Origin of the sequence: Mesotoga sp. Brook.08.YT.4.2.5.2. (assembly GCF_003351125.1) — a bacterium.
GTDB lineage: Bacteria > Thermotogota > Thermotogae > Petrotogales > Kosmotogaceae > Mesotoga.
On record NZ_JPGZ01000011.1, the window covers coordinates 1 to 16,350 of the forward strand.

Sequence of the window (16,350 nt, forward strand, 5' to 3'; positions counted from 1 at the left end):
CGCCGTGAACGTGTCGTAACAACCTTTAGTGTCATCAAAACCGGGAGGACCTACTATCCCGGGATAAGTCTGGAGGAAACCTGCTTACTGTCCAGATGGTGACCGGCATACAGGTGGCGTGACCCTGGTACAGGCTTCGATTAGGAACTTGGGAACCTGGATCTGGATGTTAAGGGAAAAGCTGCAAGTGGAAGACCCACGAGGGTGAAAGTACCGATGCCAGATTCAGGGGCGGAACAGTCCGTAGTAGTGATGAAGCTCCTGTAATGGGAGTGGAGCGAAGGGACTGTGTTATCCAGTTTTGTAGGTTAGTCAACCAACTCTGTGCAGACAACCGAAAGGGAGGAACTGTGAACAGAGGGAAGGGAAGTGCTAACAGACAAAATGAGGTCGTATGACATCTCCTTTGTACACTGGACAATGGGGATATTCTATATGGCTGGATAATGGGAGCCGGATGAATCGAGAGGTTCAAGTCCGGTTCTGAGAGAGCCTGGGGGTGAAATCCCCCCGGGCTACTCACCAAGATCCTTGGACCTACCCCAAGAGAGTTAACGGTTCACCGTTGACCGTTCTCCGAAGTGGAAGGAGCAAGTGATTTCGAAAGTTTCCAGAGCATGCGGTTAATGCGTTCGGCACTCTGTTCAATAGTTTCAAGAGTCTCTTTGTCGATATAGCCGAATTCGAACGAAAGTTCCAACTGAGAAACTGTTTCATTGAGAGAGCCTCTGGCCAGGTACAGGAAATGAACGAATTCCTTCCTGTATTGGCGGCCGGCACCTTCAGCAATGTTAGACATAACGGAGACTGCGGCTCTGCGAAGTTGAGAAACCAAAGCGTATCTCTCTTCCTCCGGAAAAGTTGAGGTAACTGAGTAGATATCCCTTGCGAAGTCCTTGCTCAACTTCCAAACCTCGAGGTCCTTGAATCTGAAAGCCATCATCACACCTCCCGATGATGATGATAGCAGAAGAACCTTTAGCAGTCCAAGTTAAGCGGTTTATCGAGAGGAAAAAGAGCGGTTAGGCCATTGACCTGGCTCTTTCGGAGAACGGCGAACCGTTGACTGACAACTATTTCTATGGAGGTTTTCGTATGAATTACATAGAACTTATAAACAACTTCTGGATAGCGAACAAGATACACAAGTTCAACTCTCTCGAGACGTCTCTTTATTTCTTCATACTCGACTATGCGAACAACGCGAGATGGCCCGAGAGTTTCATAGTTCCAAACGGGATAGTTCAGAGTGTGTTCGGCTGCACCAGGGACCAGCTCATAAGGGCGAGGAGAAAACTGTGTAAATTCGGTCTGTTGGCGTATGAAACGGGTGACCGACATAACCCGGGAAAATACACAGTAATTGCGCACCCGACACCTACCCGTGACCTACCCGAGGCCGACACAAGACCTACTCAAGACACACCACCCTGCGCGGTTGCGAAAGCGTCTGTTCATGAACAAGAGAACAGCGTCATTAGAGATGAGACCATACCCGAGACCTACTCTAGGCCTACTGGAGACCTACCGGAGGCCTACCCGACGCCTGCTAGTAATATAAACAAAACTAAACTAAAGAAAAGTAAAGTAAACAAAACAAGAGAAAAAAACATTCTTTCTCCTTACGGAGAAACGAAAGCTTTGCTTTCGCAATCAACGGAAAAAGGGGTTAAGAATGAAGAGAAAGAAGAGATTTCTGAAGTCGCAAAGAAAGTCTCTCTTGTGCAAACAGAGTTGGATAATGATTCGCAAGAGCTCATTTCCGGAGACACTCCTCCCGGCGAAATGGCCGTTTCCGGAATCAAATCGAACGGGAATGAACAATTGCGTCAAGGCGAAGGCGGACCTCCGGAAGAAGTGCAGGCGGAAGGTTGTCTGATTGTTCCGCTGTTCGAGAAGAATGATCCGGACAGGGAAGATGGAGAGCAAGAGGATCTCTCCTATCTCGACTCCTGTTCGAGGTACGAGAGAGACGTTATGGAAACATGGGAGGCGATAATAGGGCCCTTCGAGAGGGAGTGGATTCCTCTCCTGAGAGAAGCCCTCAATAAATGCTATCCCTCCCAGATAAAGACTGCGATCATAGCTATAGACAGATCGAAACACGAAGTACTCGAAGAGATAGGCTTCGAATATCTTATGCAGCCTCTTCTAAGGGGCGCATTCGGAAGGAGAGCGAATAGAAATGGAAGAAAAGATTGGAGCGATTCTGGATCGTTTAGAGATCCTATCGAAAAGTTCAAGAATCCCGCAAGAGAAAGACCCAAAACACTCGAAGAACTCCTCAAATACACGGTATAGCAAAGACGAGGCGATAGAAGAGTGCATGAGGAACTGTTCCGGTCCGGAGAAGTGCCCTTACGGGGGATATATCATTTACGCGAGCGAAGACCCACAGTACAGCGACCTCATGTACGAGTGCTCGATATACAGGGAATTCAGAAGGGTAAAGGAGAACATGGAGAGGCTGATAAAAGTTCTTCCCAAGGGACTTTGGGAGAGAAGACTGGACAACTTCATCGCTGAAGATGAAGTGACTGAAAGGGCGCTCGACCTCTCGAAGAAGTACGTGAGACACAGGGCGTGGAAGATAGGATCGAACTTCGTCCTTTTGGGAGGCTACGGAACCGGAAAGACTCACCTCGCGGCGGGCATAGCGATAGAAGCGGTGAATATGGGAGATACGGTAGCCTTCATAACGGCTCCGTCTCTGAAGATCGGAGACTTCAAGACGATCTCCGAGAAGATACAGGAGTGTTCGGGGGTTGACCTTCTCGTTATTGACGACCTCAGCAACGAGACGGAAAACAAGATGACCACAGACAAGATATTCGAACTGATAAACCACAGGTATGAACAGGGAGCGGGAACTATAATAACCTCCAACCTGAACTTAACTGATTTCGATGGAACCGTTGGAGCCAGGATCTTCAGCAGACTGGGCGAGAGGACCGCGATCATGCGGCTAGAAGGAGTCAAGTCCTACCGCGAGAAGAAGAGGGAGAGGTATGTGGCATGGACGAGAGATGAGTTCCAAGATGCAAGTTCCAAATTGCAAGAAGAGCGAAGGAAAGAGGAGTGATGCAATGGAAGACAGAATAACCAAGACGATGGCTCTGCTTCTGGATGGAAGTTGGAAAGAAGCGGGCAAGCTTTATCGCGAGATAATAAACGATCTCTCAAAGAAGGAGAGTGTTTCAGAAACAGTTCTAAATGGAGAAAGTAGTCAATGCGCTTCTGAGGCTGAGAAGGGCGTATCAGTTGCGAGCGAATTCGAAAGGTGGGTAACTCTGAACGAGGAAGAGCTGTGGGATCTCGGACATATCGCTTATCTCTTCGATGACACAGAGACTGCAGAGTCGCTTATTGAAGAGCATTATTCCAGGAAACCGAATGACATAGAAGGAATGGTCTTCCTCGGAAAGATCTACAAGAAGCGAAAGAAGCCTTACAAATCCGAACTTATGTTCAGGGCCGCACTTTCGGAAGATAAAGATAACATGAAAGCTGTGGAAGAGCTTGTTTATCTTTATCTCGAAACCGACAGGCCTCTCGATGCCCTCGCATGGGCTCAGAAGCTGCTGAGGCTCGATCCCAGGACTCCGAAAAGCTACTTTCTCGCAGGCAAGGCACTCGAGAGCCTCGACAAGCCAGAGCAAAGCAGAAGATACATAATAGCAGGTATGATCCTCGATCTCTCCGGCTCCAGAGGATCAAGCTTTCAGAACTTCTACGAAGACAAACTCGGCGAATCGATCACCATTGCTGATCTATTCGAGGGGAAGGAGATTATTGAGGAATGGGTGGGAAAAAATCAGCACACCATTGCAGGTACGCAGCAGGTGACCGAAGCAAATCCTATTCAATAGATGCTTTCCGGAGAATAGCAAACAGTCAAAGGGTAACATGATTCGTTTGCCACTGCATATTCACATAGCTGAACCGAAGCCGGGCGCCCGCCCGGCTACTTCAATTATCTATCATTGGGACAAACGTCTTCAGTTCAGAACGATCTCTTCTTGGTAAAGAAATTCGACAACAGTTTATGAAATGTATATCTGACATCGTTGGGATTTATTCCGTAAGTCGTAGGCAGGTTTTGGTTCTGCTGATGAATTCTCATGTGAACTGAGGCGAACTATGCCCGTCTGCTTAAACAACTTTCGATAGTAAGAGAAAGTAGATCAACTGGCCCGGCTACAGATATTAACTTGCGAATATCTCGCAATAAGAAAGTGCTTTGTGCTTGTTGCAATCAATGGAACTTAGTGAATATTCAAGGTTTCTCGCGAAGAGAAAACCAGTTGCAGAGGAAATGTTGAAGTCCAACTTACCAATTATTCTACATCCAGAGATCAACTCAAGAGGATTACTTAAACCATCCCGAAAGCTCATGGAAATCATTCGATATCGCGAGCAATGCCTTATTAATTGACCCAGGATGGTTGTAACGAGTAATAATCGTTACGGATCGTTCTTACAATAATACAACTTATAAGTTATAAATAGAGGTAAGATGGAGAGAAAGATCGATGTCTTATCCGGCGAAAGAATGCAGAGGGAATTTGACAAGTACGTAGAAAAGAATCCCTCCAGAAAGAAGGATCTGATAAAGAATAGGTTTTTGCTCACCGAGCTGCTGGAGAAGGCGGGGGAGAAATATCTGAAAACGGAACTTGCAAAACCGCGAAGATCTTCCCGCCTGGAGGTTTTGAGACGTACGAAGACCAGCTATTCGATATATTCTCTTCATCTTACGGAGACGAAGAGGAATGATCCAGGAAACGCAAGGATTCTTTTCTGCTTCTTCAATGATAAGAAGATTATTGTTTATCTTGTCTTCTTTGATGAGCCCGATTAAAAGTACGAGAAGGCGATCGAGAGACTGAAGTCGAGGATTTGTGAATGGACTGGTCGGGGATTTAATGTGTGCAAGTTTTAGGAGGTGTGGTTGTCTATGTTTTCATGGGTTGAAGGCGATAGAAAGAGAAGAATGAATACTGAAAATCCAGAGCCTGTGTTCAAGAGAGACAGCGAACTGTTGTTAGAGTCGGCAGACGATGACACGAGATTTGAGTTGAACTTGATTGGAGTCATGACGGATATTTCTGCAGCTCTTATTAACTATCGGGCGGATAACTCCCTTTCACAAAAGGAGCTGGCAGAAAAACTAGAGTGCAGCCAGGCAATGATCTCGAAGATCGAAAGTGGCGACTATAACTTCACAATAAGAAAGCTTTTTGACGTTGTCAACAAACTCGGAGGTCGTGTATCTCTTGAGATTGACTTCAAAGATGATACTTCGATTCCAGATTCTTCTGAAGAGCGAGTCTCAATATGGGAGTACGTTGGCAATCAAAGCATCAAAGGGATGAAGAATAGTGCCTGAGCCAGTGAATGCCGAGTTCCGTTTCTTGGCGCACAGAATTTCTGATTTTTCGTTTACTCTCCAGGAGGGGGTCAAAAACATGTCAATTTCGCTGGACCTGCATGATCCAGAGCTTGAATATGGGCGTGCCGATAACGGTTGCCTCCTCGGCTTGTTGTCTCTCTCAGTCAAAGTCAGGGGTCGAAGCGGAAGAAAGATGGCTTTGAAGCTCGATGCAACAATCAAGGGTAGGTTTGAAGCTCCCGAGAATATGGAAGACAAAACATTCGAAGACTTTTGCATGATTAGCGGGACCGCAACTCTGATCCCTCTTCTTAGGGCCGCTATTATCTCTTTCACTTCGCAGGCTGGAATGAATCCCCCTATAAGAATACCTTTGATCAATGTGCCTCAGTCACTCTCAAAAAACACCTTGTCAGAGAAAAAAGAAAAGAATAGGGAATAATCTGATCAGTATTCTTCTGTGGTCATATCAGCTAGCTCGCCTTCATCGAACATCTAGATTGATCATATGATATAGCCAGAGGATATTTGTATTGAAGAAAGCAGCTGCTAGCGCGAGGCTTCCCGGAGAAAACCGCTCGAAATCAGCGTGGAATCCTATGATAATTACTGCTGATTAGGGACTCGTCTACTTGAGACCGTCTTTCGCCAGAATATGGCGACACTGAAAATCAAACCCCGCTGTACAGGGCAGCCGCCAGTAGAGGCCCTTCTTTCAGAAGGATTTCATTTTTCTCATGAGACAATAAACAGAACCCACAAAAGAACACTCCAAATCGAGTGTGGGGCCATTGAGATACTTAACGAATCAAGCACGTGGTGATTTGAAAATGCGGTGGTACGTCCTCCCTTCTTTTCCATTTAACACTTCTTCAGCGTCTTTCAGAATTTGTGCTGTCAAACTCGATTGTATTCATTACAAGAACAAGGGCCCTTTCGGGCCCTTGCTTTAATGGGTAGGGGTTTTATCTTTTAGAGCTGTGCTGCTTTTCCAAATCCTCTGCCGAGTCCCGGTCCCTTTTCGCCAGAGGCGCCGTGCCTGTAGCCTGTTCCGTCCTGGGCATTCTTCAGTTCTCTTACTCCGTCATTCGGGCAGTTGTCATTTATTCCGTCGCCGTCTGCATCCACAAAGTTCTCACAGGTTGTGGGATCCTGAACTCTCTGCATCGCTTTCGTTCCGTAACCTACTGCCAATGACATTCCACCGATCAGAAGAACTGCTATCGTAATTAACATTATCTTTTTCATCTCTTACACCTCCATATGATTTTTGGTACATTCTCAGTCTACGGCCAGTTTCTTAGAGCCCGCTTAACAAACGCTTAGAGATTGCTTAGAGAACGTGGTTGCGGATAGAGGTAGGGGGTCCGAAAGACCCAAAGATCAGTTGCAAGAAAAAAGAGAGAGGCGAGGCCGACTTCGTCGGGAAGTGATGCTGCTTCGCACGAAGCCTCTCAGGTCAACCGCCATCGGTCCACCGTCCTCCGAGGAAAACTCGTTCTTCGTTCCAGAGCGAGGACCTGTTATTCGTGAAGAACGGTTCTTCGTTCCGACGCTACGCGTCCAGGTTCTTGGTTCTTCGTCTAGGATTCCGTCATTCTCGTGAATTGTCATAAGAGAGAAAGTAGAGAGTATAGAATGAGGGTAGAGGGAGTAGCCAGTCGTCATTCCAAAATGATTCAGAATCCTGCTCCTAAAAATCGCAGTACGCTTAGGAGCAAGGACCCGCTGAAGGCTGTACGCTGGGTAGAGCATGGACCCGCTGGGAAGACAAAAAAGAGCCGCTGAAGGCTGCGCGCTGATGAAAACCACGTTGACCGTCATCGGTTCTCCGTTCTCCGAAATAGATCAGTTGCAAGTGCCAAGATGAAAGTTGCAGCTATAGAGCAAAAAAACTCAAGTTCCGTCTGAACTTCTTTCAGCAGCACGTTTCTTCGATATTAACAGTCGGGAAAGAACATTCTCAAGAGCGTTGCTTCGAGGAAAAAAAGAGAATTCAATAACAACTGTGTTATCGCGTGCAATGCACAGACTGCCACATTTGAGATACATGTTATCGATACGGGGTCGAGCTCGGAACTTGTTTCAGAACAAACACTTCCCACCGCAAGCGGGGATTCAAGATCAAGAGCAAAAGAGAGGTTCATCGTTCCCACGCTTCGCGTCCAGGTCCATGTTGAAGGGGGCAAAAGACGTAAGAGACCGGAGGGAAGAGGTAGAAGAGCAAGTAGATCTTGCCTTTCTAACCTCTAACCTCATTCATGTCATCTCTACGGCGTTTAGTTTCGCAATCAGATTCGAAATGAAAGCCCAAGGCGGAAATGTAGACCGACGAATTTCTGACGTCTATTGTCTTCGATTTTGTTATCATAAGAACAAGGGCCCTTTCGGGCCCTTGACTAGATTGGGTAGGGGTTTTATCTTTTAGAGCTGTGCTGCTTTTCCGAATCCTCTGCCGAGTCCCGGTCCCTTTTCGCCAGAGGCGCCGTGCCTGTAGCCTGTTCCGTCCTGGGCGTTCTTCAGTTCTCTTACTCCGCCATTCGGGCAGTTGTCATTTATTCCGTCGCCGTCTGCATCCACAAAGTTCTCACAGGTTGTGGGATCCTGAACTCTCTGCATCGCTTTCGTTCCGTAACCTACTGCCAATGTCATTCCACCGATCAGAAGAACTGCAATCGTAATTAACATTATCTTTTTCATCTCTTACACCTCCATTTGATTTTTGGTACATTCTCAGTCTACGGCCAGTTTCTTAGAGCCCGCTTAACGGCCGCTTAGAGGTTGCTTAGAGAACGTGGTTGCGGATAGGGGTAGGGGGTCCGAAAGACCCAAAGATCAGTTGCAAGAAAAAAGTGAGAGGCGAGGCCGACTTCGTCGGGAAGTGATGCTGCTTCGCACGAAGCCTCTCAGGTCAACCGTCAACGGTCCACCGTCCTCCGAGGAAAACTCGTTCTTCGTTCCAGAGCGAGGACCTGTTATTCGTGAAGAACGGTTCTTCGTTCCGACGCTACGCGTCCAGGTTCATGGTTCTTCGTCTAGGATTCCGTCATTCTCGTGTATTGTCATAAGAGAGAAAGTAGAGAGTATAGAATGAGGGTAGAGGGAGTAGCCAGTCGTCATTCCAAAATGATTCAGAATTCTGCTCCTAAAAATCGCAGTACGCTTAGGAGCAAGGACCCGCTGAAGGCTGTACGCTGATGATCAGTTGCAGGTTCTCAGTTCCGAGTTGCAAGCTAAAGACCCGAAAGCAAAAACGTCACAGTCGTCATCCGAAATTGATTCAAAATCTCGTTCCTAGGAAGCGTACAGCTGTTCTTAGATGCGAGATCCCGTGCAGACCCCCCAAACAGGAGCATTTTGGGGCAGGCTCTACGGGATGACAAAGTAAGGGATTGACATAAGGAGTACTCGGGATGACGGCCTTAGGTTATTTGGAGAACAACGCATCCCGTCATGCTGAACTTGTTTCAAAATACTGCTCTCAAGGTTTTTGGAACCTGCAACCTCGGTACTTCAAGACCAGATCCCGTGCAGACCCATCACGGGAAGACAGTCCTTCACGTCATCCTGAAGTGCTCCTGTTCAGGATCTGGGCTTGGGTCTGAGCGAAGGACGGGTCCATGATCTGGGACGAGTCACGAAGGACGGTTCTCCACAGCGATCAGCGGGTTCCCCGCTTTTAAGCGCACAGCGGTTCTTACATTCGAGATCCCGATCAGTTTCATATCGGGATGACAAAGTAAGGGATTGACATAAGGAGTACTCGGGATGCAGGCCTTAGGTTATTTGGAGAACATCGCATCCCGTCATGCTGAACTTGTTCGAAAATACTGCTCTCAAGGTTTGTCGAACCTGCAACCTCGGTACTTCAAGACCAGATCCCGTGCAGAAGCATCACGGGATGACCCTGAACAGGAGCATTTCAGGGCAGGCTCATTGGGGCAGGCTTTCTGGGCAGGCTTACGGGTGATGAAGTAAGGAGTTTGTACGAGTGACATGGGGTGATAGTCTTCTTTTGCATCGCGTCATTCTGAGATGATCCTGCTCAGAATCTCGCTCTTCTTGTGAGTGAGCGGTTCTTAGGATCTCTTCGATATGTTTCTCAGCGTCATCTGGTCTCATGATATGTATTTGACCTCGCATAAGACCCGATCTTCATAGTCTTTTCTTAGTGCTTTGCGAGTTACCAGATCGACACGCTTTTCAAGCAATGATGCGAGATCGTTCTTAAGCCTTATGAACTCGAAGAGATCAGGAGTCTGCTCGAAATCGACAAGAATGTCGACGTCGCTGCTTTCAGTCTGTAAATTTCTCGCGTAGGAACCAAAGACTCCTATGGTTTTCACCTTGTACTCCAATTTAAGCTCTGATAGCTTTCCGGAGAGCTTTGAAAGAATATCTTCCAGAGTGTTCATACTGTTCCTCCACGATTAACATTGTTCTAGGCCAATTATAGCATTGGCGGACTTAAGTCCCGCTTCGCGGGGGAAGAGCCGCTGAAGGCTGTGCGCTGATGAAAACCACGTTTCTTCGATACTAACAGTCGGGAAAGAACATTATCGAGAGCGTCGCTTCGAGGAAAAAAGAGAATTCAATAACAAGCGTGTTATCGCGTGCAATGCACAGACTGCCACATTTGAGATACATGTTATCGATACGGGGTCGAGCTCGGAACTTGTTTCAGAACAAACACTTCCCACCGCAAGCGGGGATTCAAGATCAAGAGCAAAAGAGAGGTTCATCGTTCCGACGCTTCGCGTCCAGGTCCTTGTTGAAGGTGGCAAAAGACGTAAGAGACCAGAGGGAAGAGGTAGAAGAGCAAGTAGATCTTGCCTTTCTAACCTCTAACCTCATTCATGTCATCTCTACAGCGTTTAGTTTCGCAATCAGATTCGAAATGACAGCCCAAGCCAGAAACGTAGACCGACGGATTCCTGACGTCTATTGTCTTCGATTTTGTTATCATAAGAACAAGGGCCCTTTCGGGCCCTTGATAGATTGGGTAGGGGTTTTATCTTTTAGAGCTGTGCTGCTTTTCCGAATCCTCTGCCGAGTCCCGGTCCCTTTTCGCCAGAGGCGCCGTGCCTGTAGCCTGTTCCGTCCTGGGCATTCTTCAGTTCTCTTACTCCGTCATTCGGGCAGTTGTCATTTATTCCGTCGCCGTCTGCATCCACAAAGTTCTCACAGGTTGTGGGATCCTGAACTCTCTGCATCGCTTTCGTTCCGTAACCTACTGCCAATGTCATTCCACCGATCAGAAGAACCGCTATCGTAATCAACACTATCTTTTTCATCTCTTACACCTCCATATGATTTTTGGTATATTCTCAGTCTACGGCCCGTTTCTTAGAGCCCGCTTAACAAACGCTTAGAGATTGCTTAGAGATTTGAAGAGCCGTGGCTGCGGGTAGAGCAGATTGGGGGTGGAAAGAGCCAAAGATCAGTGGCAAGAAAAAAGTGAGAGGCGAGGCCGACTTTGTCGGGAAGTGATGCTGCTTCGCACGAAGCCTCTCAGGTCAACCGTCAACGGTCCACCGTTCTCCGAGGAAAACTCGTTCTTCGTTCCAGAGCGAGGACCTGTTATTCGTGAAGAACGGTTCTTCGTTCCGACGCTACGCGTCCAGGTTCTAGGTTCTTCGTCTAGGATTCCGTCATTCTCGTGTATTGTCACAAGAGAGAAAGCAGAGAGTATAGAATGAGGGTAGAAGGAGTAGCCAGTCGTCATTCCAAAATGATTCAGAATCCTGCTCCTAAAAAACGCAGTACGCTTAGGAGCAAGGACCCGCTGGGAAGATCAGAGAGCCGCTGAAGGCTGCGCGCTGATGAAAACCACGTTGACCGTCATCGGTCCACCGTCCTCCGAGGAAAACTCGTTCTTCGTTCCAGAGCGAGGACCTGTTCTTCGTTCTTGGTTAAGCCAAGAAGAAGATCGAAAACTAGATTCAGGATCCGACTCTGAAATGATTGCCTTAGGTTATTTGGAGAACATCGCATCCCGTCATGGTGAACTTGTTTCAAAATACTGCTCACAAGGTTTTTCGAACCTGCAACCTCGGTACTTCAAGACCAGATCCCGTGCAGACCCATCACGGGATGACGGTGTGGGGATATTACGGCATGATACTGAACAGAGCCCCCAAACAGGAGCCCTGAACAGGAAATTTTCAGGGCAGGCTTTCTGGGCAGGCACCACGGGATGCCCGCAGAGTAAATCGTTTTTTCACCACACCCGAGACCCTAGACTCCAGACCCTAATCTAAGCGCGTCATTCTGAGATGATCCTGCTCAGAATCTCGCTCTTCTTGTGAGCGAGCGACCGTCTCTATCAGCTCTTTATCGATGCTTCTTATTGGTCTCGCAAAGCCGAAACTGGTCTGTGTCAACAAACAGGCTCAAAATCGCCTCCTGCCGAAGGCAGCCTTGCGTCCCCGGATGCTTTCCCGGGCATTGCGACCTGGCGAAGCCAGCCTTGCGTCCGCCGATGTTCTTTCGGCGCTTGCGTCTAATTTCAGCAGTGACTGAGACTTTTCACCTGCCTTCTCGTGAGCGCAGCGAACGTCTCTATCAGCTCTTTCTCGAATGATCTTTTCGGAGGACGGGTCCTGGCTCTTGGACAGCCGACGGAGAACCGTATTTCACAGCACTTGGCGCTCAAGTGAAGATTAAGGTACCAGCATTAAAAAACGAAAGATCTCCCTATCGGGAGACCCTTCAACGTACTTTAGGTATCACTTGAGGAACTTAGGGTGGCAGCCCCACGGGGAATCGAACCCCGACCTTCGGACTGAGAATCCGGTGGACTAGCCGTTATCCTATGGGGCCGAACAGAAATAATATTATCATGGTCTCCGGCTTTTGTAAACACCCCTGCTTAAGAGATATAATCATTTTGAGGAGGTGTTTCGGTGTTTATCAGACGGTGGTTTTCTCCAGGGGCTAAGGCGAACGTTGTGTTATGTCATGGAATAGGTGAGCATAGCGGAAGATATGATGGTTTTGCTTCTTATCTAAGCGAAAAGGGATTTGGTGTCTTTGCGACGGACTTTGCCGGCCACGGAATGCAGGCCGGAACACGCGGCTTCATAAAGTCTTTTACAGATTTCATTTCGGCGGTCAGGCAGCTTACTGAAGGAGTGAAAAGGATCCAGCCGGATCTCCCGGTCTTTCTTTTTGGCCATAGTATGGGAGGGCTTATTGCTACCAGGGTTGCCGAGGAGTATCCAAATTCTTACAGAGCTCTGGCTATAAGCGCACCCCATCTCTTTTCAGCGAAGGACTCCGTGAAGAAGTTGCTGCCGTTGATTTCGGTTGTCAGAAGAGTCGCGCCGAAAACGACGTTCAGTAGTTCGTCGCGTTTTACTCCATCGGATCTTTCGCATAATCAAAGGGCCGTGAAGAGATATGTAGATGATCCGTATGTTCATGACAGGGTATCGCCGAATCTCTTCTTTGGGCTTGAAGATAGTATCGATCTGGCAATGGCCAATGCGAACAAAATCAAAATCCCTACTCTGATAGTATATGGTTCTGCAGACAGGGTTGTCGATCCCGCTGGGGCACAGGAGCTCTACAAGAAGATAGAGTCAGAGAAGAGAATAATAGAGATAGCCGGTGGAAAGCACGAGATGTTTGCAGATGAAGAGAGGAAGCCTCAGTTCTTCGAGGCAATCTCATCGTTCTTCTCAGAGCATATCTGAGTGAATTTCGAGCCAGCGCTTTGAGACTTTTACATCATGTCTGATCTGTTCTATCAGGTCGTCGAGGGATTCGAATTTAAGCTCGGGCCTTATGAATTCGAGGAGCTCCAGCTCTAGATTTCTGTCATAGAGGCTGCCCGAGTAATCAAAGAAGTAGATCTCGTACTTCACCTCTTCGGAAGTGTTTATTGTCGGTCTGAATCCAATGTTTAGCAGGCCGAAGTAGTCTCTTGAGTTGATCTGCGACTTGACAATGTAAACTCCCGACTTCGGTGTTACCAGCTTCTCGTCTCCCCTGCTTATGTTTGCTGTGGGAAAACCTATTTTCGAACCGAGCTGTTTGTCCTTGTACACTTTTCCCCGTATAGAGTACTTCTTCCCCAGGAGAGTGTTAGCCAATCCGATATCACCTTTGACAAGGCTCTCCCTTATCCAGCTACTGCTGACTCTTCTTTCGTTATGAAGTGTATCGTGAACTACTACAACGCCGAAATCCATCTCTTTGGAAAGTCTCTCCAAAAGATCGACGTTTCCCTTTGCACCGCTTCCGAATGTGAAGTCTTTACCTACTACAAAGGCTTTTACGCCCTGCTTCACAAGGCCCGAGATGTACTTCTCCGGCTCAAGGTATCTTATATCGGCCATGTTGGCAGTAATTACTCTCTCTATACCTGTTGCCAGGATAAGCTCCAAACGCTGGGCAACAGGATAGATGATGCCGGGAAAATTGGGGAAGTAGTATCCCCAGGGATAGACGATTGATATAGCTGTGCTCTGCATCTTAAGGCTTTCTGAAACATCTACCGTTGTTTTCATGATCGCTCTATGCCCAAGATGTACGCCATCGAAGTTACCTATACAGGCTACATACATTTCATGCACCGAGAACCTTCACGAGTTTGGCCACTCTTTCTTTGGAGTCTTTCGCGATAAGCGTCTTCAAGAATGAGGAGGTGCGCTCGGATTTGGCCACTGCGATAAGCCGCTCGTCGCTTCCAATTATCCTGATAATCTCGTCTTTCTCGAAGTGCCCTAAGATGCCGGCAACTCCGTTAGCATGGATCTGATTACCTAGTAACACCTTGCTGCTTTCGGACTCGCTGAGGAGAAGACCGGGCAAAAAATCCACTGCTTCCTCCATTGGGATTACGGAGATCTGCGAAACATCATCTATACTGTATGAGTTGTCTACCGAAAATCTGCCCTGCGAAATTCGTCGGAGGTTAGTGGTTGTCGCTCCACAGCCAAGCTTGTAGCCAATGTCCATGACTAGCGATCTTATATAAGTCCCCTTCGAGACCCTTGCGGTGAAGGTGACCTTGTTCTGTGAGAGAGTTATGTGTTCTATTGAGTGAACCTTCACAGATTTCGGTGGAAGGTTTATGATCTTCCCCTCTCTAGCTAGTTTGTACAGTCTTTCTCCGTTGTGCTTTTTTGCAGAGTATGCAGGCGGCACCTGCAAATACTCTCCTTCGAACGACTTCAAAACCGAAGTTATGTCGTCAATCGAGATCTCGGGAACTTCTCTCTCTTCAACTGTCTTTCCTGTGATATCGAAGGTGTCGGTTATCCTCCCCAGTTCAAGCTCCGCTCTATATGTCTTATCCATTTCAAGGAAATACTCGAGCAATCTGGTTCCCTTTTTGATTCCGGCAATCAGAAGTCCGCTTGCAAAAGGGTCAAGTGTTCCCGCATGACCGATCTTCTTTGTATTCAGTTTCCTGCGAAGAAGGTTGACAACATCGTGAGAGGTTACACCAACGGGCTTGTCAACGAGTATTATTCCGTCACTCATTATTCGACTCTTTTTTCTCCTTTTCGATCTGTTCAAGCAACTGTGCTACCCTGAGGCTTGCCTCAATTCCAATATCTTCCTTGAAGCGTATTTCGGGAGCTTTGAATAACCTGATATTCTTTGCAATAGCCGTTCTGAAGATCCCCTTGTCTTCATTCAGCTTCTCAACGAGTTTCTTCTTTCTATCGTCAGGACCCATCAAGCTGACGAATATCGTTGCGAATCTCTTGTCCTTGCTGAGTTCTACCCTAACAATGGAAGTCATTCCAAGCGAGTCGTTGTGGCCTGTGTAAGATGATAGAGCTACTGTGAGAACCTTCATTATCTCTGACTCCAGCATCTCTTTTCTGTAAGTGCTTGCCATAGCTCTCACCTCCTTGATAATTATAACCTAGAAAGCGAGTTCGGGAAGATGCCGGATTGAAATGAAAGCATTGCTAAGTTCCCCAGGGACGGAGGCCCGGAGGATCGTCCGGGGAAGTGATGCTCGCTGCACGACGAAGTAAGGCCGACTTCGACAGGAGGAGAGGCCGACACGTCTGGAAGCGTATGACAGTTCACCGTCAATGGGTCTCCGTTTCCGAGTGGACCGTGAATGTAACTACAAGTTTTGAGGTTTAACCTTGTCGATTCGTAAAGAAGTTATAATCTTTATTGACTAATAATTAGGAGTGGTTCCATGCATTCAAAGAACAGAATAGTACTTCTAATAGTTGTAATGTTGTTAGCCGCTCTTGGTTTCTCGCTAACTATCTGTATCGACCCCGGTCATCAGAAGGAGGCCGATCTGACTCATGAGCCGATCGCTCCCGGTTCCGAGACAACAAAGGCGAAGGTTTCCACGGGGACTCGCGGCGTATCTACGGGAATCCCCGAGTATGTTTTCAATCTGGAATTGTCGTTCATGCTGAGGGACAGGCTTCTTGAGGAAGGGTTCGACGTCGTGATGACAAGAGAGAGCCATGATGTCAATTTGAGCAATATTGAAAGAGCGAAGATCGCAAATGAGGCTAATGCGGACTTATGCATTCGTGTTCATGCAGATTATAGCTCTGATAATACTCTGAAGGGGTTCATGGTGATTATTCCTTCTTCATCGTCCAAATACACTGCACCGATCTACGAAGAGAGCAGGAAGGCCGCCGAGAAGATCCATGCGAGCTTGCTTCAAATAAGCGGGATCAAGTCTCTCGGAATCAGAGTTCGTGACGACATGACGGGGTTCAACTGGTCTGAAGTTCCCGTGCTGATTTTCGAAGCGGGGTTCATGTCAAATCCCGAAGAAGATGTCCTTCTCTCTACCAGTGATTACAGAGAAAAGCTTGTTGAGGCCCTGGTTACGGGAATCGCAGATTATTTCCTCACCAAGTAAGTATCGTTCCTAAAATCGAGGCACTTCGAGCAAGCCCAAAGAAGAAATCTATGCAAATAACCATTATAAATAAAAATTGCTGCCCTTTTCGAGG

16 protein-coding genes and 1 tRNA gene are annotated in these 16,350 nt (G+C 47.5%); 8 read left to right on the forward strand and 9 right to left on the reverse strand.

All coding sequences use genetic code 11. From position 1 onward, the window contains the following. Positions 1-559: 559 nt before the first annotated feature. Positions 560-940, reverse strand: a complete 381-nt coding sequence (locus Q502_RS04030) for a four helix bundle protein (protein ID WP_099831062.1) — start codon at positions 938-940, stop codon at positions 560-562. A 155-nt stretch (positions 941-1,095) separates the two neighbouring features. On the opposite strand from Q502_RS04030, the gene Q502_RS04035 reads away from it, so the two are divergent. From Q502_RS04035 to Q502_RS04060, 6 genes are all read left to right on the forward strand, one after another. Further along, a complete protein-coding gene (locus Q502_RS04035; RefSeq protein ID WP_099831063.1) occupies positions 1,096-2,301 on the forward strand; it encodes a hypothetical protein in 1,206 nt (401 codons plus the stop codon). Positions 2,302-2,326: 25 nt separating this feature from the next. Further along, on the forward strand, positions 2,327-3,082 hold the full coding sequence (locus Q502_RS04040) for an ATP-binding protein (RefSeq protein WP_102819214.1): 756 nt from the start codon (positions 2,327-2,329) through the stop codon (positions 3,080-3,082). 4 nt (positions 3,083-3,086) lie between these two features. Next, positions 3,087-3,869, forward strand: a complete 783-nt coding sequence (locus Q502_RS04045; protein WP_112109504.1) for a M48 family metallopeptidase — start codon at positions 3,087-3,089, stop codon at positions 3,867-3,869. Positions 3,870-4,516: 647 nt separating this feature from the next. Next, positions 4,517-4,861, forward strand: a complete 345-nt coding sequence (locus tag Q502_RS04050) for a hypothetical protein (RefSeq protein ID WP_102819215.1) — start codon at positions 4,517-4,519, stop codon at positions 4,859-4,861. Between the two features lie 96 nt (positions 4,862-4,957). Beyond that, positions 4,958-5,389 carry a helix-turn-helix transcriptional regulator gene (locus Q502_RS04055; RefSeq protein ID WP_102819216.1) on the forward strand — a complete coding sequence of 144 codons (432 nt, stop codon included), beginning with the start codon at positions 4,958-4,960 and terminating at the stop codon, positions 5,387-5,389. 79 nt (positions 5,390-5,468) lie between these two features. After that, positions 5,469-5,834, forward strand: a complete 366-nt coding sequence (locus Q502_RS04060; protein ID WP_099831069.1) for a protein-export chaperone SecB — start codon at positions 5,469-5,471, stop codon at positions 5,832-5,834. 530 nt (positions 5,835-6,364) lie between these two features. On the opposite strand, the gene Q502_RS04065 is transcribed toward Q502_RS04060, so the two are convergent. From Q502_RS04065 to Q502_RS04105, 5 genes are all read right to left on the reverse strand, one after another. After that, a complete protein-coding gene (locus Q502_RS04065; RefSeq protein WP_099831070.1) occupies positions 6,365-6,640 on the reverse strand; it encodes a hypothetical protein in 276 nt (91 codons plus the stop codon). Between the two features lie 1,176 nt (positions 6,641-7,816). Beyond that, entirely contained in the window at positions 7,817-8,092 is a 276-nt protein-coding gene (locus tag Q502_RS04080) for a hypothetical protein (protein ID WP_099831074.1), read from the reverse strand. 1,418 nt (positions 8,093-9,510) lie between these two features. After that, positions 9,511-9,807 (reverse strand): nucleotidyltransferase family protein, encoded by a 297-nt coding sequence (locus tag Q502_RS04090; RefSeq protein ID WP_099831076.1) that lies wholly within the window; start codon positions 9,805-9,807, stop codon positions 9,511-9,513. Positions 9,808-10,410: 603 nt separating this feature from the next. Further along, positions 10,411-10,686, reverse strand: a complete 276-nt coding sequence (locus Q502_RS04095) for a hypothetical protein (RefSeq protein WP_099831077.1) — start codon at positions 10,684-10,686, stop codon at positions 10,411-10,413. Positions 10,687-12,139: 1,453 nt separating this feature from the next. Next, positions 12,140-12,214, reverse strand: a tRNA-Glu gene (locus Q502_RS04105). Between the two features lie 83 nt (positions 12,215-12,297). Between Q502_RS04105 and Q502_RS04110 the strand changes: the two genes are divergently transcribed. Beyond that, positions 12,298-13,089, forward strand: coding sequence for an alpha/beta hydrolase (locus Q502_RS04110; RefSeq protein ID WP_099831079.1), 792 nt, complete (start codon positions 12,298-12,300; stop codon positions 13,087-13,089). On the opposite strand, the gene ribF is transcribed toward Q502_RS04110, so the two are convergent. From ribF to rbfA, 3 genes are read right to left on the reverse strand one after another with little or no spacing between them, the layout of a single operon-like run. Further along, positions 13,075-13,962: a riboflavin biosynthesis protein RibF gene (gene ribF, locus Q502_RS04115; RefSeq protein ID WP_243392466.1), complete on the reverse strand. Its 888-nt coding sequence runs from the start codon at positions 13,960-13,962 to the stop codon at positions 13,075-13,077. The genes Q502_RS04110 and ribF overlap by 15 nt on opposite strands. A 1-nt stretch (position 13,963) precedes the next feature. Further along, positions 13,964-14,884, reverse strand: coding sequence for a tRNA pseudouridine(55) synthase TruB (gene truB / locus Q502_RS04120; protein ID WP_099831081.1), 921 nt, complete (start codon positions 14,882-14,884; stop codon positions 13,964-13,966). Next, positions 14,877-15,248, reverse strand: coding sequence for a 30S ribosome-binding factor RbfA (gene rbfA, locus Q502_RS04125; protein WP_099831082.1), 372 nt, complete (start codon positions 15,246-15,248; stop codon positions 14,877-14,879). The genes truB and rbfA overlap by 8 nt, the downstream gene beginning before the upstream one ends. Before the next feature lie 315 nt (positions 15,249-15,563). On the opposite strand from rbfA, the gene Q502_RS04130 reads away from it, so the two are divergent. Next, positions 15,564-16,256: an N-acetylmuramoyl-L-alanine amidase gene (locus tag Q502_RS04130; protein WP_099831083.1), complete on the forward strand. Its 693-nt coding sequence runs from the start codon at positions 15,564-15,566 to the stop codon at positions 16,254-16,256. Positions 16,257-16,350: the final 94 nt, after the last annotated feature.

Bases quoted from the DNA above. Each gene is read 5' to 3' on its own strand.
- Q502_RS04065 (WP_099831070.1), bottom strand. From the start codon at position 6,640: ATGAAAAAGATAATGTTAATTACGATAGCAGTTCTTCTGATCGGTGGA.
- Q502_RS04035 (WP_099831063.1), top strand. From the start codon at position 1,096: ATGAATTACATAGAACTTATAAACAACTTCTGGATAGCGAACAAGATA.
- Q502_RS04080 (WP_099831074.1), bottom strand. From the start codon at position 8,092: ATGAAAAAGATAATGTTAATTACGATTGCAGTTCTTCTGATCGGTGGA.
- Q502_RS04090 (WP_099831076.1), bottom strand. From the start codon at position 9,807: ATGAACACTCTGGAAGATATTCTTTCAAAGCTCTCCGGAAAGCTATCA.
- Q502_RS04040 (WP_102819214.1), top strand. From the start codon at position 2,327: ATGAGGAACTGTTCCGGTCCGGAGAAGTGCCCTTACGGGGGATATATC.
- Q502_RS04055 (WP_102819216.1), top strand. From the start codon at position 4,958: ATGTTTTCATGGGTTGAAGGCGATAGAAAGAGAAGAATGAATACTGAA.
- truB (WP_099831081.1), bottom strand. From the start codon at position 14,884: ATGAGTGACGGAATAATACTCGTTGACAAGCCCGTTGGTGTAACCTCT.
- Q502_RS04130 (WP_099831083.1), top strand. From the start codon at position 15,564: ATGCATTCAAAGAACAGAATAGTACTTCTAATAGTTGTAATGTTGTTA.
- Q502_RS04060 (WP_099831069.1), top strand. From the start codon at position 5,469: ATGTCAATTTCGCTGGACCTGCATGATCCAGAGCTTGAATATGGGCGT.
- Q502_RS04050 (WP_102819215.1), top strand. From the start codon at position 4,517: ATGGAGAGAAAGATCGATGTCTTATCCGGCGAAAGAATGCAGAGGGAA.
- Q502_RS04045 (WP_112109504.1), top strand. From the start codon at position 3,087: ATGGAAGACAGAATAACCAAGACGATGGCTCTGCTTCTGGATGGAAGT.
- ribF (WP_243392466.1), bottom strand. From the start codon at position 13,962: ATGTATGTAGCCTGTATAGGTAACTTCGATGGCGTACATCTTGGGCAT.
- rbfA (WP_099831082.1), bottom strand. From the start codon at position 15,248: ATGGCAAGCACTTACAGAAAAGAGATGCTGGAGTCAGAGATAATGAAG.
- Q502_RS04095 (WP_099831077.1), bottom strand. From the start codon at position 10,686: ATGAAAAAGATAGTGTTGATTACGATAGCGGTTCTTCTGATCGGTGGA.
- Q502_RS04030 (WP_099831062.1), bottom strand. From the start codon at position 940: ATGGCTTTCAGATTCAAGGACCTCGAGGTTTGGAAGTTGAGCAAGGAC.